Below are 18,824 nucleotides of genomic sequence, written 5' to 3'. Positions count from 1 at the left end.
AGGCGCACGCCAGAACGCCCCGCCTCAACCTACGCCTTCGCCCGCCGCCCCTCCAGAATGCGGTAGAACGAGCGGGTCTGCACCTCTTCCAGCGTCAAGCCCGTTGCCAGAATCTCCTCTTCCGAAATCGCGCCGCAGTTCAGGGCTTTAAGGAAGAAGTTGAGCAGGCCCTGGCCGGTGGCGGCATCGTCGAAGATGTCGCCGGTGAGGGTGGAGATGGCGGCGCGCTCGACGAAGGTGCGCAGGCGGAACACCGCGTCGTCGTAGCTGCTCAGGAAGAAGTTGTAGGTGGCAGCGTAGCGCATGGGCAGCTGCGCGGGGTTCAGGTCCCAGCCCTGGTAGAAGCCGTTGATGAGCGAGTGCGTGCTGTGGTGGTAGGCCTGGCGCCAGGCATTATGCACCGACTCGCGGTTTTCGCGCAGCTGGGCGAAGCTCAGGTTCTCGCCGCGGTGCGGGCCGATGGGCATCACGTTGGTCGCGCCATCCGAGAGGAAGATGCCGGTGCCGCCGAGGGCCACTTTGGTCATGTGGTGGGCGAAGTCGTTCACGGGGTGGCCCATGGTCTGATACTTGGCCGTGATGCCGCAGCTGGCGGTGTAGTCGTAGGTGCCGAAGTGGGCCGCGATGCAGCGCCCATCGCTGGCCCGGATGATGCGCATGAGCGGGTTGCGTCCCTCCTCGTCCATGATAATCTGGGTGGCCTCCACCATCGTCTCCATTTTGAGGGTGCCGGGGGCCAGGCCGTTGGCCTTTTCCAACAGCTCGAACAAGCGCACCATCGTAGTCATCTGCTCGGGGATGGTGACCTTGGGCAGCATCACCACGAAATTGGCGGGCAGCTTGCCACCGGTTTCGGCCAGCAGGGTGGTCAGGAAGATATCGAGCGTGCGCACGCCGCGCTGCTTGAGGTCTTCGGTGAAGGGCTTGATGCGAATGCCGATAAACGGCGAGAGCGTGCCTTGCTCCATGCCCTTAGCTACTTCCTTAGCGGCGCGCACGGCGGTTTCGTCCTCCTCGGCATCGGGCCGGTTGCCGAAGCCATCTTCGAAGTCGATGCGGAAGTCTTCCACGGCTTCGCGCTTCAGCTTCGCCACAATCTTGTTGTACACCGAGTAGGCCAGCCAGGCGGGCTCCTGCTTGCGGTCCTCGGGGCTCATCGCATCGATTTTGGCGGTTAGGGTGGCCACGTCGGCTTCGAGGTGCGGCAGGTGCTCGTGGTTTTTCAGCTCGAGCACGCGGGCCAGCTCCACGAAGTTGGGCGCGTAGGTGAGCAGATTATTGAGGGCGATATCGCCGATTTTCATGCAGGTATCGGCCTTGAAGAGGTTGGCGCCGCCGTACACGGTGTGCACGGGCTGGCGGTCGGGCCGGTCGCCGGGGTAAATGCGCTGGAAGGCCAGGTTGGCCGTGCCCAGCTCGTCGAGCAGGGCGGCTTTGTCGGATTCGGGTAAGCTGAGTTTCATGGTGGGAATTTGGTTGTCAGTTGTCAGTTTTCGGTTGTCAGGCGCGCCTAACCTGAACGTCATACCGAGCGCAGCCGAGGCATCTCGCGTGCAGCAGTAAATCAATGGCATTGCAACGAAGCGAGCGAGATGCCTCGGCTGCGCTCGGCATGACGGGCTCACGACCCGCGGTAAGTGGAATACCCAAACGGGTTCAGCAGCAGCGGCACGTGGTAGTGCTCATTGCCGGTCACGTTAAAAACGATTTCTACGAAGGGATAAAAATTCGCGGTACCGTCCTGCGCGAAATATTCCTGCGTATCGAATTTCATTTTATAAACGCCGGGCTCCAACTGCTTTTCCTTCGGCAATAAATCGGGAATCCGACCATCGGAGTTGGTCATCCCGCCCGCAATTTCCTGCCAATAATCGCCGACCTGCTGCCACAGGGCAATTGCCACGCCCACAGCGGGTTTTCCTTTCGTCGTATCGAGAATATGGGTTGTTATCTGACTCATGCGGCAAGGATTTTTTCGAGGCGAATACGGGTAATTTTATCCTGTTCGCCGGCGGCAATTAAAATTTCATCTTCCGGCTTATTGGCCAGTCGGGCTTGCAGCAACGCCAGCATTTCTTCGGCCGATTTGCCGGTGGCGCACACAATAAATATGTAGCCGAATTTATTTTCGTATTCGGTATTGCCCGCCGCCAATGCTTCCAGCGTTTCCTGCGAAGCCTGTTTCACCGAGGCCTGCTCGCCCTCGGCCCAGGTGCTGGTGCTGGCGAACTTGGCGCGCAGGACCTCCACATCTCCGCCGATTTTGGGGTGGTGGGTGAAGGCTTCGCGCCAGTCGGCTTCGGCCAGGCTGTTCCACTGGGTTTTAGCTTCGTCCATCAGCGTTTCCACATCGGAAACGGGGAAGCGGACGACCATGTTTTCGACCCACGCGGTGGAGCCACAGCAGGTTTGCAGGGCGGCGGCGAGGGCAGTTTTGGAGAGCTTATTTAATTCGGCTAGGGTCATTCGTTAATTCTTTTTCGCACAATTCTGGGTGAGCTATGGTACGTGACATAAATTCAATAGTGCCTTTGTTACGCCGTGTTTTTTCAGCGAAAGCACCTCCAGCAACTAAACCCGTTATTGCAACAGCTGCACGCAACGCCCAAGACGCCTCGCCAGGAAAGCCAGATAAGCGTGCCAGTAATTGCACCAATAATAGCCGGCGAAACAAGGATTTGCAGCCACGCCAGCGCAGAAAGCAACCGTTCAATAAATTTCATTCGGCAGAAATTACTTGTGCGGCAGAGATGCTTCGGCTACGCTCAGCATGACGTTCCTGAAATTACCGCACCGTCGGAAACCGGTTCACGTTCTTGTAATAGATGTACACCGACGGCTCCTGCCCCATCGCCGTGGCCCATTGCTGGCAATACGGGGCCATCCAGATGGAATCGCCCTTTTTCACCGGGTACCAGCAGTGGTCAAGCATGTAGATGGCCTGGCCCTCCAGATACATCAGACCGTGCTCCATGATGTGGGTTTCCACCATGGGCAAGTTGCCGCCGATGCCGTAGGTGAAGATGTTCACGGCCATGTCGAAGCCCAGCTCATTGGGCAGCAGCTCCTGGATGCGCAGAGCCTCGTCGTTCATGTACACGGGCGCTTTGCTCAAATCCCGCTCGCCCCAATGAATAGCGGGCGTGGCCTGGTCTGCCAGCGGCTCATATACCTTGTGGAACGTCAGAATCTTCGTATCGGGCGCGGCATTGGCGAATCCATACGCCTGGCCTACTGGCACATACACGTAATGGCCCGCCGTCAGAATCCGGGTTTCGCTGCCCACGGCTGCCTGGCATTCACCCTCCACCACGTAGAAAAATATCTGCGAAGCCTCGGTTTTGCCCAGCAGCTGGCCGGCGGCGGTGAGGGTAACGAGCGTCTGGCACAGGCAGGCGCCCATCTGCTCGTTGATGATGACGTTGACGGTGCAGCCGGTCCAGCCGGGCACGTTGCTGTTGATGTAACCGTCGGGGGCAATGATGGCGTGGTTGCGCTTTGTGACCGAGCGCGTCAGGGCAGACATTTCCATGAATGGAATTAAAAATTAAAAATGAAGAATTAGAAATTGCTTTAGAAGGATTCTGAGCATTGGAGTTGTTTAGAAAGTCACAAAAGGTACTCAAACGGTCATGCTTCGCTGCGCGCTGCATGACCGTTCGGGGACTTTCTAAACAGCTTCTTTATCAGCTCATTTTCAATTCTTCATTTTTAATTTTTAATTCAGAAACAAAGCGGTCGGCCACGGCGATGGCGGCAGCCAAATCGAGCAGCTCCACATCTTCCAGCGGGTTGTGGCTGATGCCTTTGTAGCAGCGAATAAACAGCATCGTGGCCGGGGCCACGAACGAGACGGGCACGGCATCATGGCCGGCACCGCTTACTAAGGCAATGGTTTCGTAGCCGGTTTCGGCAATGGCCCGGGCCAGCAGGCTATTCAGCGCGGAGTCGCAGGCCACGGGCGCAGTGTGCTGAATGAGCTGCCAGCTCAGCTTCACGTTGCGCTGCAGGGCCAAGGCCTCAGCGTGGCTGCGCAGGAAGTCGTAGGCCTGGGTGAGGGCCTGCTCGTCGGGGCTGCGTAGGTCGAGGCTACAGGTTACCGCGCCGGGAATTACGTTGCTGGCCGCGTGGCTGATGGCCAGCTTGCCCACCGTGGCCACCAGACCCCGGCCGTGCACCTGCGCAAACTGCTCGGCGATGAGCACAAACTCGGCGGCGGCGCAGAGGGCATCCTGGCGCATGGCCATGGGCACGGTGCCGGCGTGGCCGGCCATGCCGGTAAACGTCAGCTCGACGCGCTGCTGGCCGGCAATGGCCGTCACCAGCGCTACCGGCACGTTGCGTTCCCACAGTACCGGGCCCTGCTCGATGTGCAGCTCGAAATAGCCCAGCCACTCGGCGGCCGGAATGGCATCCAGCGAGAGCTGCGAGGTATTGCCGCCCATGGCTTCCAGCGCCTGGCTGAGGGAGATGCCCGCCTCGTCGCACCGGGCCAGCAGGGCGTGGTCGAAGGCCCCGGCCACCACCTGGCTGCCCAGGTAGGTGGTGTGGAAGCGCACGCCTTCCTCGTCGCTGAAGGCAATGAGCTCGATATGAAACGGCAGCTCGGCTTTCTGCGCAATCAGGTTTTCCAGCAAATCGAGGCCCATGAGCACGCCCAGCGGGCCATCGAATTTACCGGCGTTCACCACCGTATCAATGTGCGAGGCCAGCACGAAGGTTTTGGCGTCGCGGTTCGGGCTTTCCAGTCGGGCGCGCAGGTTGCCGATGCCGTCGACGCGGGTGGGCAGGCCGGCGGCTTCAAACCAGCTTTGCACCAGGGCGCGGCCCTCCAGAAAGGCGGGCGTGCCAAAGGTGCGCGTCACGCTATCGGCGTCTTCGCTGATGGCCGCCAGCTCCTGGATGCGCCGCATAATCTGCTCGGCGCGGGCTGTGTATTCGTGCTGCATTCCGCTACCGGGTTAAAAACTGGCCGTGGTTGAGATGAGTGAAATCGGGACGCTGAAAAACCTGCTCGCCCATGAGAAAAGTTAATTCCACCACGCCCGCCAATTCCTGGCAAATGTAAGGCGACACTTTGTGTTTGTGCTGAAGCAGCTCCTCGCTCACCACAAAGGTCATTTCGGGGTCAAAAACGATTAAATCGGCGTCGAAGCCGGGCGCAATCCGACCCTTTTTCTCGCTTTGGCCCGCCAGCTTCGCCGGGTTTGCGCTCAGCCAACGGGCCATATCGCTCAGGGTGGCTCCGCGCGGGCGGGCGGCCGTCCAGAGCACCGGCAGGGCCAGCTGCAGCGAGGCAATGCCGCCCCAGGCCGTGGTGAAGTCGCCGCTTTCGAGCTGCTTCAAGTCGGGCGGCGCGGGCGAGTGGTCGGTGGCTACGAAGTCGATGATGCCGGCCTGCAAGGCGGCCCAGAGTTGCTCGTTGTTGGCCCGCTCGCGGATGGGCGGGGCGCACTTAAACTGCGTTTGGCCGTCGGCAATATCTTCGGCGTTGAAATAGAGGTAGTGCTGGCCGGTTTCCACCGTTAGCGGCAAGCCCCGGACCTTGGCGGCGGCAATGGGCGCAATGGAGTTGGCCGACGACAAATGCACGATGTGCACCGGGCAGTTGAATTCTTCGCACAGGCGAATCATCATATTCACGGCATCATCCTCCCACTTTTTGGGGCGCGAGGCCAGGTAGTTGGGGTACGAGCGGTGGTCGTTTTTCTTCCAGTCGTCGTTGTCTTCGGATAGTTCGCAGTGCACCAGCAGCGGCAGCCGGTGCCGGGCCAGAATCGGCATCACGCGCCGCAAACCCTCCTCCGTGGCATTGGGAAAATCGTCAATCCCAGAGTGCGTGAGAAAGGCCTTAAAGCCGAGCACGCCGGCCGCAATCAGCGGTTCAATCTCGGCCGCATTGCCCGGCACCACGCCCCCCCAGAAGCCCACGTTGCAGTGTAGCTGGCCCTGGGTAGCGGCTTTTTTCAATTCAAGATTCGCCACCGAAGTTGTGACCGGGGCCGAGTTCAGGGGCATATCGACCAGCGAGGTGAGGCCGCCGGCCAGCGCGGCCCGAGTGGCCGTATCGAAGCCCTCCCAGTCGGTGCGGCCCGGCTCGTTGATGTGAACGTGCGGGTCAATTATGCCGGGCAGCACGGCGCGGCGGCCCACGTCGAGCACCGAATCGGCCGCGATTTCGGCCTCGTAGGGCAGCAGGGCGGTGATGCGGCCGTTTTCGATGAGGATGGTAGCGGCGCGCTCGCCCTCGGGTGTGACCACGCGCTGGCTGCGCAAAGCAAGAGTTGACATAGTAGCGGAATTTGGCGCTAAATTGGGAGCTTTTTCCCGGTTTAATTAATTAGCGGGATTATGATTAACAAAGTAGAAAGAACGTCATACTGAATGATTTACCGCCTACCTCCCCTTCTACCCCAAAACTCCTCATTACCCACCTACATACATGATTCAATACGTTACCCTGTTTGCCCTGCTGCTCACGTTTTTGCTACTGCTGGGCGTCATTTTCGCCTTACAGCGTGCGGCCAAAACCCGGCCCGATGGCGGCGTGGTGGGCGAGAATGGCTCGACGCTGGCGGGCTACTCCTACCTGCTGATGCTGCTGGCGGTGCTGGCCGCCGTGGGCACGGCCTGGGTGCTGGCCCGCGACACGCCCTGGGCCGGCCACATTCTGGAGTGGCTCAATATCGTGGTGCGCCTCATGCACATCACCTTCGGCATTGCCTGGATTGGCGCCTCGTTCTACTTCGTGTTCCTCGAAAACGCCCTCAACCGCACCGAGAACGTGCGCGACGAGCTGGCCGGCAACCTCTGGGCCGTGCACGGCGGCGGCTTCTATTACCTCGAAAAGTATAAGTCGGCCCCCAAAGTCATTCCCAAAAGCCTGCACTGGTTTAAGTACGAGGCCTATTTCACCTGGCTCTCGGGCTTCAGCCTGCTGTTTGTGGTGTACTACTTCAACGCCAGCTCAATGCTGATTGACCCGCGCGTGCTGGATATTTCGCCGCTGGCGGGCGTGGGCCTCGGGGTGGGTTCGTTTGTGGTGGCCTGGCTGATTTATGATGGACTGAGCCGCACGGCGCTTGTGCGCAGCAAGTGGTTCATGGTCGTTGGGTTTATTGTTGCCACGGCGTTTGCGTTTTTCTATGCGCAGGTGTTCAGCGCCCGAGCGGCCTACCTGCACTTTGGGGCCATGCTGGGCACGCTGATGGTGGGCAACGTGTACTTCACCATTATTCCGGCCCAAAAAGCCATGGTGAAAGCTGCCACCGAAGGCACGCCCCTCGACCCGCAGCTGGGCAAAAATGCCTTGGCCCGCTCGCTGCACAACAATTACTTCACGCTGCCCGTGCTGTTTGTGATGGTGAGCAACCACTTTCCCAGCACCTTCGGGCACGCGTATCCGTGGGCCATTCTGGCGGCCATCACGCTGGGTACGGCCGGCGTGAAGCACTGGCTGAACCTGCGCGAAAAGCACCAGACCGACTCGGCCGTATGGGTACTGCCCGCCGCCGTGGCCCTGCTGCTGGCGGTGGTGTTCGTGACGGCCCCGCCCGTGCAATCGGGCAGCGCGGCCGGCGGCAGCGCCTGCACCCAGCAGGTAACCATGAGCCAGGTGAACATGATTGTGCAGAAGCGCTGCATCCAGTGCCACTCGGCGCACCCGACGGATGACGTGTTCAAGTCGCCGCCCAACGGCGTGGTATATGACACGCCGGAGGATATTATTCGACTGAAAGACAAAATCATGCAGCGCGTAGTAGTGACGAAAACGATGCCCCAGAACAACAAAACCCAGATTACCCAGGAGGAGCGCGACCTCATTGCGTGCTGGATTAATCAGGGGGCGCAGAACAAGTAGCAGCAATGGACGCCAGATGAGCATGACGATTCTTTTTACCTACCCAATGCCCTCCCCCCCCCGCGACCTGCCCGTCTGGACTCTTGCTGCTGCCTGCCTGCGGGCCGGCACGCCCGTGGCCCTGCTGGCCGTGCTGCGTAGCGAGGGCAGCAGCCCCGGCCGCCAGGGCTTCAAGATGGCCGTGACGGCCGACACCGTGGCCGGCTCCATTGGCGGGGGCATCATGGAGCACAAATGGGTGGAGCTGGCCCGCCAGCGCCTGCAATCCGGCGATGCGATGCCCCTGCTGCGGCCCCAGGTGCACCGCCGGGAGGCGCCCGCCGACCGCTCCGGGATGATGTGCTCGGGCGAGCAGGACGTACTGCTCTGGCCACTGCGGCCCACTGATTTAGCCGCCGTAACGGCCATCGAAAGCGCTTTGCAGACGCTCAGCGGCGGCTTTCTGGAATGGAGCGCGGCAAACGGGCTCCGATTTCTGCCGCCCGCAACAGCCGCGACTGATGGAGCAACTGCTGCGGCGGCAACCGACTTGGCCGGCTTCTGTGACTACCAGGCGGGGGCGGCGTGGGGCTACCGCGAGCGGCTAGGCTTTCGCGACCAGCTTACCATTGTGGGCGGCGGCCACGTCAGCCTGGCGCTTTCCAACGTGGCGGCCGCGCTGGATTTTGAGCTGACCGTGCTCGACGACCGCCCCAACCTGCCCACGCTCGACAGCAACCAGGCGGCGCACCATCGGCGCGTTATCGACTACGAAAACATAGCGGCCGAAATCCCCGCCGGCCCGCACCGCTACGTGGTGGTGATGACCGTGGGCTATCGCACCGATGCCGTGGTGCTGCGCCACCTGCTGCACCGCGCCCGGCAGGGTCGTACCCGGCAGGGCCACCCCTACCGCTACCTAGGCGTGATGGGCAGCACCGTGAAGGTAGCCGAGCTGCGCTGGGGCCTGCGGGAAGCCGGGTTTTCAGAAACTGAGATTGCGCGGCTGCGCGGCCCCATCGGCCTGCCCATCCAGAGCCAGACCCCCGAGGAAATTGCCATTAGCATCGCCGCCGAGCTGATTCAGGCACGGCGTAGCGCGGACTTTTAGTCCGCGGGTCACATCATGCGTGGCGTTTTGCTTACTCGCGGACTAAAAGTCCGCGCTACTACGGGCTACTGCTCCGTGTCGCTGGCGCCGTTACCGCCCAGGTTGCCGTTGGCAAACCCCTCGGTGAAAATGCGGTAGCGGTCCAGGATGGAGCGCACGGAGCGCCGGAGCACGACTTCGCCCATGGGGCCTTCGGGCACGGTCACGCCTGAGGCGTAGCCGTTCCAGACGGCGCGGTTGGTTTTCACGTCGATGAGGGTAACCAGGAGGGTGCCTTCGGCCAGCAGCAGGCGAATGGGCTCGTAGCCCTGGCGGTCTTCCCGGGGGGTGTCGTCGGTTTCCTCGATGTTGCGCTTAATCCACTGGCTGAGGTCTTCCTGCTGGAAGCCGTGGAATTTCATATCGCCCTGGTACAGCCGGAAGTTCACCAGCATATCGGGGCGGCGCTTGACCCGGCGGTAGCCCTGGGCCAGGAAGCGCTGCTGAATGGCTTCGCGCACAGATTCGCCCAGACTGCTGGTGTCGGAGGTGAGGCCGGTGCCGGTCATGAAATCGTAGGTGCGGTAGTGGCGAAAATTGCCCCTGTAGCTATAATCCGAATCTACCCGGGCTTCGCGGGTGGTCATGCAGCCCGTCAGGGCCAGCAAAACGAGCATCAATAAGGTAATAGTAGGTTTCATACGTAAGGGAATTCTCGGTGGACGATGGAACTACCAATTTACGAAACCTTAAGCACTTAGGGGTTTAAAACAGGCGAAAAAATTATGATTATTTACCTCACGACCTGCCAGCCGCGATTATCGCCCGCCGGTAGCTTCCGGCAGGCACCCCCCGGCGCGCCCCCACCCTCGGCCGACCCTGATTCGGCCGAGCTACTTCCTCAAACGGCCAGCTGCCAACCCCAAAACCGGGCTTCCGCGCCAAACGAGGGCCGCAGGATTTTGGAATACCCCAGGGCGGCCGGCACTTCCACCAGAGGCAGCGCGTCAGGTACCCTGGCCCGGGCAAATGGCCGAGGGGTGAATGTGCTGCCTGGACCGGCTCAGCACGGGGCGCTTGGCCTTGCCCTTGGCCCCGCCGCCGCTGAAGCTGATGGTCCAGATGCTGTCGAAATCGGTATCGGGCCAGTCCGACACGTCTTCGAGGCCCAAATCCTGCGCAATCTCCACGATGCTGTTGTGCTCCCACACCACCAGCACGGTGCCCCGGAGCTGGCGTAGCTGCCGGGCAAAGGCCTTGGTGTTGGCCACCATAAAGTCGCTATTGATGGTGAGGTTGTGCTGCACGGCGTAGGGCATCACGGTTTGCAGCATTCGCACGCGGGTGGTGTCCTCGTCGTTGGTGCCGATGACGGGCACGAAGGTGAGGTTGGGCGGCGAGGGCATCAGCTGGTTGAGCACGGCGGGCAGGGCCAGCGCCCGGTTGAGGCCGGCGCAGGAAAGGTTGTCGCCCTCGGCAGGCTTCTCGCCGTGCCGGATAATAGACGATGCGCAGCACAGGCGCAGGCGCGGTGCTAGCGGCCGCTTTCGGAGCCAGTGGGCTGAGCAGGTACAGTAACTAAAGCTTGGCCTGGTCGATTTCGGTGAGTTTGGGCATGATGGAGAGAACGTAAAAAAGCCGATGCGGTGGGCCGCAAGGTAGCGGCGGGGTGGGGCAGTACACAATTATCCTCCGCAGGGCCACGGCGGGGTATATTTGGTTTCTATGGGACAGCCCGAACCACAAACGCGCCGCTACACGGCCGATGAATACTTCGCCTTGGAAAGGACAAGGAGAAACCCGCCACGAGTTTTTCGAGGGCGAGGCATTTGCAATGACGGGCGAGAGCATCGCCCACAATACCATTGCACAGAACTTTGTATTGGCGTTGCGCCCGGTCCTGCGCGGCAAACGCTGCCAGGTGATAATGAAAACCGTGCAGCTGGCCGTTGAAGCCAACCGCCACTACACCTACCCCGACATTGTAGTGAGCTGCGACCCGCAGGACCAGCAGGAGAGCCGGCGGCTGCACCACCCGCTACTCATCGTGGAGGTGCTCTCGCCCTCTACCGAAGCCTACGACCGGGGCCTGAAATTCAATCAGTACAAGAAGCGGCCCTCGCTACGGCACTACCTGCTGGTATCGCAAAAAACCTGACTGGTGGAGTGGTACCAGCTGAGCGAGCATGGCGTGTAGGGCCACACCGCCCTGGCCGAAGCCGCCGATGCCGTTGTTATCCCGAAGTTGAATCTGATAATGACGCTGGTGCAGATTTATGAGGAAGCGGGCGTAGCGCCGATTCCAGCAGGCTTTTTGGGGGAACAGGAATAAGATTTATGGAAACCCAGTAGGGTGCGGGGGCAAGCCCTACCGGGTACGACCCCGCACCCTACTGGGTTCCCTCCATTCCTACCGGTACCCGGCCGCCTGTAGCTGAAACAGCTCGGCGTAGCGCCCGCCTTTGGCCAGCAGCTCCTCATGGCTGCCAATCTCCACAAATTGGCCGTTTTCGATGACCAGAATGCGGTCGGCCATGCGGACGGTGCTGAAGCGGTGGCTGATGAGGACGGCGGTTTTGCCCTGCGTCAGCTCCTTGAAGCGCTGGAAAACCTCGTACTCGGCGCGGGCGTCGAGGGCGGCCGTGGGCTCGTCAAGGATAAGAAGCTGGGCATCGCGCATGTAGGCACGGCCGAGGGCGATTTTCTGCCACTCGCCGCCGCTCAGGTCCACGCCACCGTTGAAACGCCGGCCAATCATCTGGTCGTAGCCGCCGGGCAGCTTGGCAATCACGGTATCGGCGAGGCTCTGGTGGGCGGCGGTTTCGATGCGGGGCCGATTGTCGCGCTCCTCGATGCGACCCACGGCCAGGTTCTGGCCGGCCGGCAGTTGGAAGCGCACAAAATCCTGGAAAATGACGCCGATTTCCTGGCGCAGCTCGGCGGGGTCGTACTCGCGCAGGTCGTGGCCGTCGAGCAGGATGCGGCCCTCGCTGGGGTCATAGAGGCGGGCCAAGAGCTTGACGAGGGTGGTTTTGCCCGCGCCATTTTCGCCCACCAGCGCCAGCTTTTCGCCGGCCTGCAGCTTAAAGCTCAGGTTGCGGATGGCCCATTTTGTGCCATTTTTATACTGGAACCCGACGTTTTCAAACTCAAAACCCTGCTGAATGGGCCGGGGGAAGGGTATCGGTCTTTCGCCCGTAAGTTCCTGCCGCACAATGCGCGGCCGCAGGGCAAAGAAATCGAAGAAATCCTGCAGATACAAGGCCCCATCGGCCACGGAGCTGAAGCGGCTGAGGATGCCTTCGAGCAGCGAGCGCAGCCGGGCAAAGGAGCCGGCCAGAAAGGTGAGCTGGCCCAGCGAAATCTGCCCGGCCACGGTGCGGGCAATGATGTAGACGTAGGCCCCGTAGTAGCCCGCCGCGCCGATGCCGGCGAACAGCGCCCCCCAGCCGGCGCGGCGCAGCACGAGGGATTTGTTCTGGCGGTAAAAGTCGTCGGACAGTGCGCGGAAGCGGTCGATGAGGAAATGAGAGAGGCCGAAAATCTTCACTTCCTTGGCCGTTTCGTCGCTGGCCCCGGTCTGGCGCAGGTAGTCGAGTTCGCGGCGCTCGGGCGTCCAGGAGTGGCTCAGGGAGTAGCTGCGCTCGTTGAAGTGCGACTCGCCGAGGAAGGCCGGCACCACGGCCAGCAGCAGCAGCCCCAGCAGCCAGGGCTGGAAGGCCACCAGCCCGCCGGCCAGCAGCACGAGCGTCACGGCATCCTGGCCCTGGGCCAGCACCTGGCTCATGAGCACGGTGCGCGAGAGGGTTTGGCGGCGGGCACGCTCCAGCTTGTCGTAGAAAGTGCTGTCTTCGAACTGGTCGAGGTCGAGCTCGGCCGCGTGCTCCATGAGGCGGATGGAAGACTGGTTGGCGAACAGGTCGCCGAGCAGCGAATCGAGCAGGGCTACGCCGCGCCCTAGGGCATCGGCCAGCAGCACCAAGCCAAACTCCAGCGCCACCAGCGTGAGCACAGGCGTGAGCAGCCGCTCGGGCGCGGGCAACCGGGTGAGCTGCACCACGGCATCAATAATCAGCTTGCCCACATAAAGCGTGGCCAGCGGCAGAAACGCCCGCACAAGGCGCAGGGCAATATTGGCCAACGCCAGCGCGGGGCTCGTGTGCCAGATGAGCTTCAGAAACGCCGGCAAATGGCGCAACGCCGATACCCGCTCGCGCACGCTCACGGTGGGCTTTTCGGGGCCGCGCGAGGCGTTGGGGTTCTTGGCGGAAATGGATTTCAGGAATTCAAACATTGCCGGGGTCCGGGCAAGGTTGGGGCCGGGTTTGGGGAGGCGGCCGTTTTGGCAGCCTGTAGCGCGGACTTTGTAGTCCGCGCTACAGCCATTCGCCTACTTATGCGCGCCAAAAAGTCTCCAGCACACGGACGTTTTTTGGAGACACTGTCGTTTACGAAACTCATGTCTCCATGACGTTTCGTAAACGTTGATTCGTAGACGAGTTTCTTAAACTTTTGAAGCATTACAGCAGCTTGTTGGCCACTCGGTTTTTAGGCCCTGCTAGTAGTTTACCAAAAGGAGCGTAACATTATGCCCACCCAAGAATATTTATTGAATGCGTACTCATTGGCTGTTCGTCCTGCTACTTTGGAGCCGGGTTTTTTCCAGCGCCGGTCAAGCTTATGCGCCGGCCTCGTTCCGCGAAATGCCCCCACCCGCGATTTGGAGTGCGGCCTGGTCGAAGTTGAACTACGCGCCGGGGTATGCCGTGAAAAACGTCGACGGGAAGCTGGTGGTCGGGAAAAGCAGCAAGCAAGAGTCCCCCCAGCTATTAACACCCGACGGAACATTCCTCGGCCAGGACCACGGCGAATGGGGCGGGAAGTTGCTGTTTCAATCGGCCGCGAATCCAACTACCCCAGTGCGCATTAAAGAGGGGAACATCCGCCTGATTTTCCAAGCCAATGGCGGCGTGTATTTCATTGAGGGATTGGCTCATGGGAGCCTGAATGCTGGGGCGCTCTATCAAATCACCGGAAAGGCCCCGGCGTTTGCATGGGTCAAACTAGCAGATTTCGATGACGCACCGGAGGCATTCGCCGTGGTGGGCAGCGATGTGTACATTGCTCAATTTCATGGCTTTACGGTCCTGCGTAATTTACAAAAAGAAGTCATTCTGAAGAAGACGTTTTGGAGTAGTCTCTATCCGAATTCAGTGGCCGTTTTCAACAACAACGAGGTCTGCATTGGCCTGCGTGGAGGCTACGTTCGACTGAATACTAGAACCAAGGCATTTCAGTTTTTTCAGTACATGCCCTAAGTATTTGCTTCAACTGTTCAGCAAAACGGTAGTTTTTCTGAAAAACAAAGGCGTTCAAATTATCCCCCGAAAAAAAGCTCCCGCTGGCGCGCGTCTGCGAGGAGGCATCATTCATCCAGTGGGGTATCCTCCCGAAGCCCCAGCCCCTCTAACGGCTGAGGCTCCTTAGTGTCACAGCCCGCCGAAAGCTATTACTAGCCCCAACCTTGCACGAATGATTCCACCGATGCGGGCGCTGCTATAGGCTCAGTTCCCCGCAGACAGCCGGTTGACGCGGCTAAAACGGTACCTGGAAATAGGGCCACGCGAAATAGAGCACCGCCCCTTGCAGCAGCGTCAGCGCCAGGGTAACGCCCCAGAAAGCGACTTTGCGGTTTTTATGATGCAGTATAAAGATTGCGGCCCACGCACCGGGGGCCGCGCCCGGCAGCGTGGCGAGGTGCAGCGTTTTTTCGGCAATGCGCCGCTGGCCCCGTTGGGCTTTGCGTTTATCCAGGGCGAAGAGTAGGAAACACAGCAGATTGAAAAACAACAGGCAGTTCAGGAGGATGGTCATGGGGCGGGCGGCGGGCCTTGCGGCTTAGGCTGGGCGGAGCGGAGCGGGGTTTGGACCGGGTTAGTCGCGGCATAGGTCTGCACCAGTTGGGCGGGTGCCAGAAGGGACGAGGAAGACGGAATGCCAGCGGCTCGGCCGGCGAAAATGGCACCGGCGGGGCCGCAAGTTAGGGTGCTGCGTTCGAGGAAAAGGCGGAGTATCTTCCCGAAGAAGCCCCACCTCCCTATCTGGCGCGAGTTTAGCGCCGCGTAACTCGTGGCCAATCATGACGGGGAGGCTGCGCCTCCCCTGCCGCGCCAGCGACAAGCCGGGGCCGCACCGTTCTACCGGACCGTTCTGATGCGAGGCACAGCCTCGCCCGAAATCTGGTCACGAGTTAGACGGCGCTAAACTCGCGCCAGCCATGCCAGCTACCGCCAGCATCCCCCGCGCAATGCCGACCTTTGCGGCACCCATGCCCGTTCCTGCTGCTTCCCGCCCCTACACGCTCGGCTTCTGGCTGATGTGCCTGTCGTCGTTTCTGTTTTTCCTCAGCTTCAACCTGCTGCTGCCCGAGCTGCCCGACCACCTCACCCGGCTGGGCGGGGGCGAGTATAAGGGCTTCATCATTGCCCTCTTCACGCTCACCGCCGGGCTGAGCCGGCCGTTTTCGGGTAAGCTGGCCGATACCGTGGGGCGCATTCCGGTGATGGTCTTTGGCTCGCTGGTGTGCTTTATCTGCGGTTTTTTCTACCCGTGGGCGCTCACGGTCACGGGGTTTCTGGGGCTGCGGCTGCTGCACGGGTTCAGCACGGGCTTCAAGCCCACGGGCACGGCCGCGTTCATCGCCGACATCGTGCCCGTGGCACGGCGCGGCGAGGCCATGGGCCTGCTCGGCGTGACGGGCAGCCTGGGCATGGCCGCCGGCCCGGCCCTGGGCTCGTGGCTGGCCACGCAATTCTCGCTGAACGTGATGTTTTACGTGTCGAGTGGGGTGGCGCTGCTCTCGCTGGCGGTGCAGGGCACCCTCACCGAAACCCTCCCCCCGGCCCAGCGGCAAAAGTTCAGCTTCGGACTGCTGAAGCTGAACTGGGGCGAGGTGCTGGAGCCCCGGGTGCTGCCGGCGGCCCTCACCACGCTACTGTGCCTGTTTCCGTTTGGGGCGGTGCTCACCGTGATTCCCGACCAGAGCCGGCTGCTGGGCCTCACGGGCTCGCACAAGGGCTGGTTTTACCTGTGCTACACCATTGCCTCGCTGGTGGTGCGGCTGGTGGCGGGCAAGTCGTCGGACAAATACGGACGGGTGCCGGTGCTGCGCTGGTCTACGGCGCTGCTGGCCGTGGGGCTGGCCATCCTGGTCTGGACGCCCTCCATCCCGGTGTTTTTGCTGGGCGCGGTGGTGTTTGGGCTGGGCACGGGCCTGAACTCGCCCACCCTCTACGCCTGGACCATCGACCTGAGCGACCCGCTGCGCCGGGGCCGGGCCGTGGCCACCATGTACATCGCCCTCGAAGCCGGCATCGGGCTGGGCGCGCTGGCGGCGGGCTGGATTTTCAGCAACCACGCCACCCACCTGCCCTACGTGCACGCCCTCAGCCTACTGTGCGTGCTGGCGGCGCTGGGGTACCTGCTGCGGGTGCCCGCCGACCGCCCCGCCGGCCACTCAGCCGCCGCCGATGCCGTGCCCGAGCCTTCGGCCGAGGAAGTGGTGTAATAGCGCCGCGAAGGTCTGGCCAAACGATGCGGCAACGCAGCACTTCGTGGCTCGTCGGTCGCTCCGTTCGGGCATTCCCGTTCAACACAATCCGGATTTGAGGCGCTAGCGACGAGGCGCAAAGCTGCGTCTTTACATCGTAGTGAAAGCTTTTGCTGATTTGAACAGCTTCGAAAAAAAAGGAAGATGAAAAATAGATGATTTTCGATTTGATTCCCTTAGTTTTAGGGGTTCAAAGATTGTCTACTCCATTCTTTTTTCTGCATGCAAGCATCTCTACGGCCGGACCGCTGGCTGGGCCTCGCGTGGGCTTTTTTGCTGATTACCGGCTATTCGGCCCGTGCTCAGAATGAGCCCATTAAGTTTGGGGTGATTGATAGCCGTGACCTCACGGCCGCGCCTTTTGTGGGCGATAGCGCGGCGGCGGCCGTGGTGCTGTGCGATTTTGGCCGGTCGCGCCTGAAGGGACAGGGCGGCGGTTTCCAGGTGATTTTTGAGCGGGTGACGCGCATCAAAATCCTCAAAAAGCCCGGCTACGAGTACGCCACCGTCGAAATCCCGCTCTACCACCGCGACGACAACCAGGAAAAGATGTCGAACCTGCGGGGCTTCACCTACAACCTGGTGAACAACGCCGTGGAGAAAACCCGCCTCGAAACCAGCGGCGCGTTTCTGGAAAAGCGCACGCCCACCGTCAATGTGCAGAAGTTTACGCTGCCCAACGTGCGCGTGGGCTCGGTGGTGGAATTTGCCTACACCCTGACGTCGGATTTCCTGTTCAACTTTCAGGACTGGACGTTTCAGCGCGACATTCCGGTGCGCTGGAGCGAATACCGGGTGAGCATCCCGTCGTTTTACCGCTACAAAATCATTTATCAGGGCGCGCAGGCTTTTGCCGTGAACAAGGCCACGGTGGGCTCGACCAACCTGGTAATCGATGATAAGATTCCGGCGGGCGCGGGCATCAGCGCCGGCCAGAAGGTGGGCACGCTCACCGTGAGCGCGCCCACTGCGGAGCACACCTGGGCCCTGAAAGACGTGGCAGCCTTTGGCGAAGAGCCGTTTATGACCACGGCCCAGGACTACGTGGCCCGGCTCGATTTTGAGCTCGCCGGCGAGCAGTGGCCCGACGCGCCCTACCACGACCTGACCGGCACCTGGGAGAAAATCAACGCCAGCCTGCTGGCCGAGGAGGAGTTTGGTGGCCGCCTGGGCCACATCGGCTTCATGCAGTCCCAATTGCAGGGCCTGGCCGCCAAATACCCGGTGATAACCGACCGCGCCGCCGCCGTGCGCCAGCTCGTGATGGCTGCCGTGCGCTACGACGGCACCGACCACTACTTTGCGCCCGAACCGCTGCGCAAGGCCTACGAGGCCCACCGGGGCACCTCGGCCGAGGTGAACCTGCTGCTCATCGCCGCCCTGCGCGAGGCCGGCATCGAGGCCCAGCCGCTGCTGCTGAGCACCCGCGACCACGGCTCCGTGAGCAAGGAATACCCGCTGCTGGACCGCTTCAACTACGTGATGGCGCTGGTGCCACTGGCCGATGGCAAAGACTTGCTGGTGGATGCCACCGAGCCCCTGCTCCCCTGCGGCGTGCTGCCCCAGCGCTGCCTCAACCGGGTGGCCCGCCTCATTACCAAAAAGCCGGAAGACAGCCGCTGGGTGGACCTGGCCCCTGCCCTGCGCCGCGTGCACTACCAGCAGGTGGCCCTCGCCCTGGATGCCCGGGGCGGCCTCACGGGCAAGGTGCACGACGAGCACGGCGGCTATGCCGGGGCCGAAGCCCGCGCCCGACTGGCCAGCCAGGGCGAGAAAAAATACCTGGCCACCGCCGCCCAGCGCCACGAAAGCTGGACGCTGAGCAAGCCCGCCCTGGCCCAAACCGACAACGTGGAGAAGCCCCTGGTGCTGGACTACGAATTTGCGCAGCCCGCCGAGGGCCCCGCCGCCGCCGGCGCGCTCTACCTGAGCCCGCTGAGCGAGTTTGGCCTGGGCCAGAACCCGTTCCGGCGCGAGCAGCGGGACTTCCCCGTCGATTTTGGCCTGGCGCAGGACGAAACGCTGGTTATCAACCTGACCCTGCCGGCCGGCTACGAGCTGGCCGCCGTGCCCAAGCCCGCCGTGGTGGACCTGCCCGAGGGCGGCGGCCGCTTTATGTGCAGCGTGGCCGCCGCCCCGGGGGCGGTGACGCTCACCAGCCGCCTCACGCTCCGCAATGCCGTGTACAGCGCCGAGCAGTACCCTAACCTGCGCGAGCTGTACCGCCTGATGCTGGAAAAGCAGGGCGAAAAGCTCATCATTCAGAAGAAGGCTGGCAGCTGAGC

16 protein-coding genes are annotated in these 18,824 nt (G+C 61.7%); 6 read left to right on the top strand and 10 right to left on the bottom strand.

Translation table 11 applies throughout. The annotated features are described in order from the left end of the window. Positions 1-29: 29 nt before the first annotated feature. The 6 genes from KQ659_RS05120 to allB all read right to left on the bottom strand — a co-directional run bounded on the left by KQ659_RS05120 (position 30) and on the right by allB (position 6,291). Positions 30-1,463, bottom strand: a complete 1,434-nt coding sequence (locus KQ659_RS05120) for a DUF6986 family protein (RefSeq protein WP_216690002.1) — start codon at positions 1,461-1,463, stop codon at positions 30-32. A gap of 158 nt (positions 1,464-1,621) precedes the next feature. After that, complete coding sequence (gene uraH / locus KQ659_RS05115; RefSeq protein ID WP_216690003.1) at positions 1,622-1,960, bottom strand: hydroxyisourate hydrolase; 339 nt, start codon at positions 1,958-1,960, stop codon at positions 1,622-1,624. Next, positions 1,957-2,466 carry a 2-oxo-4-hydroxy-4-carboxy-5-ureidoimidazoline decarboxylase gene (gene uraD / locus KQ659_RS05110; RefSeq protein ID WP_216690004.1) on the bottom strand — a complete coding sequence of 170 codons (510 nt, stop codon included), beginning with the start codon at positions 2,464-2,466 and terminating at the stop codon, positions 1,957-1,959. The genes uraH and uraD overlap by 4 nt, the downstream gene beginning before the upstream one ends. A gap of 319 nt (positions 2,467-2,785) precedes the next feature. After that, positions 2,786-3,532 carry a (S)-ureidoglycine aminohydrolase gene (gene allE, locus KQ659_RS05105; RefSeq protein WP_216690005.1) on the bottom strand — a complete coding sequence of 249 codons (747 nt, stop codon included), beginning with the start codon at positions 3,530-3,532 and terminating at the stop codon, positions 2,786-2,788. Between the two features lie 154 nt (positions 3,533-3,686). Further along, a complete protein-coding gene (locus KQ659_RS05100) occupies positions 3,687-4,949 on the bottom strand; it encodes an allantoate amidohydrolase (RefSeq protein ID WP_216690006.1) in 1,263 nt (420 codons plus the stop codon). Between the two features lie 4 nt (positions 4,950-4,953). Then, complete coding sequence (gene allB / locus KQ659_RS05095) at positions 4,954-6,291, bottom strand: allantoinase AllB (RefSeq protein ID WP_216690007.1); 1,338 nt, start codon at positions 6,289-6,291, stop codon at positions 4,954-4,956. Between the two features lie 151 nt (positions 6,292-6,442). On the opposite strand from allB, the gene KQ659_RS05090 reads away from it, so the two are divergent. Both KQ659_RS05090 and KQ659_RS05085 read left to right on the top strand, forming a co-directional pair. Beyond that, the gene (locus tag KQ659_RS05090) at positions 6,443-7,861 is read left to right on the top strand and encodes a urate hydroxylase PuuD (protein ID WP_216690008.1); all 1,419 of its coding nucleotides are present in this window, start codon (positions 6,443-6,445) and stop codon (positions 7,859-7,861) included. A gap of 46 nt (positions 7,862-7,907) precedes the next feature. After that, positions 7,908-8,951: an XdhC family protein gene (locus KQ659_RS05085; RefSeq protein ID WP_216690009.1), complete on the top strand. Its 1,044-nt coding sequence runs from the start codon at positions 7,908-7,910 to the stop codon at positions 8,949-8,951. Positions 8,952-9,016: 65 nt separating this feature from the next. Here KQ659_RS05085 and KQ659_RS05080 read toward each other — a convergent pair whose 3' ends face one another. Then, positions 9,017-9,631: a DUF4136 domain-containing protein gene (locus tag KQ659_RS05080; protein WP_216690010.1), complete on the bottom strand. Its 615-nt coding sequence runs from the start codon at positions 9,629-9,631 to the stop codon at positions 9,017-9,019. 306 nt (positions 9,632-9,937) lie between these two features. Beyond that, positions 9,938-10,351, bottom strand: coding sequence for a histidine phosphatase family protein (locus KQ659_RS05075; RefSeq protein WP_216690011.1), 414 nt, complete (start codon positions 10,349-10,351; stop codon positions 9,938-9,940). Between the two features lie 344 nt (positions 10,352-10,695). Here KQ659_RS05075 and KQ659_RS05070 point away from each other — a divergent pair, with 344 nt between their 5' ends. Beyond that, complete coding sequence (locus tag KQ659_RS05070) at positions 10,696-11,088, top strand: Uma2 family endonuclease (RefSeq protein ID WP_216690012.1); 393 nt, start codon at positions 10,696-10,698, stop codon at positions 11,086-11,088. Positions 11,089-11,340: 252 nt separating this feature from the next. On the opposite strand, the gene KQ659_RS05065 is transcribed toward KQ659_RS05070, so the two are convergent. Next, on the bottom strand, positions 11,341-13,224 hold the full coding sequence (locus KQ659_RS05065; RefSeq protein WP_216690013.1) for an ABC transporter ATP-binding protein: 1,884 nt from the start codon (positions 13,222-13,224) through the stop codon (positions 11,341-11,343). 319 nt (positions 13,225-13,543) lie between these two features. On the opposite strand from KQ659_RS05065, the gene KQ659_RS05060 reads away from it, so the two are divergent. Further along, a complete protein-coding gene (locus KQ659_RS05060; protein ID WP_216690014.1) occupies positions 13,544-14,248 on the top strand; it encodes a hypothetical protein in 705 nt (234 codons plus the stop codon). Positions 14,249-14,525: 277 nt separating this feature from the next. Here KQ659_RS05060 and KQ659_RS05055 read toward each other — a convergent pair whose 3' ends face one another. Beyond that, positions 14,526-14,804: a DUF1294 domain-containing protein gene (locus tag KQ659_RS05055; RefSeq protein ID WP_216690015.1), complete on the bottom strand. Its 279-nt coding sequence runs from the start codon at positions 14,802-14,804 to the stop codon at positions 14,526-14,528. 454 nt (positions 14,805-15,258) lie between these two features. Between KQ659_RS05055 and KQ659_RS05050 the strand changes: the two genes are divergently transcribed. After that, a complete protein-coding gene (locus KQ659_RS05050) occupies positions 15,259-16,497 on the top strand; it encodes an MFS transporter (RefSeq protein WP_216690016.1) in 1,239 nt (412 codons plus the stop codon). Between the two features lie 264 nt (positions 16,498-16,761). Further along, positions 16,762-18,822, top strand: coding sequence for a DUF3857 domain-containing protein (locus KQ659_RS05045; protein ID WP_216690017.1), 2,061 nt, complete (start codon positions 16,762-16,764; stop codon positions 18,820-18,822). Positions 18,823-18,824 lie beyond the last annotated feature (2 nt).

It is taken from the genome of Hymenobacter siberiensis (assembly GCF_018967865.2).
GTDB lineage: Bacteria > Bacteroidota > Bacteroidia > Cytophagales > Hymenobacteraceae > Hymenobacter > Hymenobacter siberiensis.
This window is presented reverse-complemented; position numbering and strand designations above follow the sequence as displayed.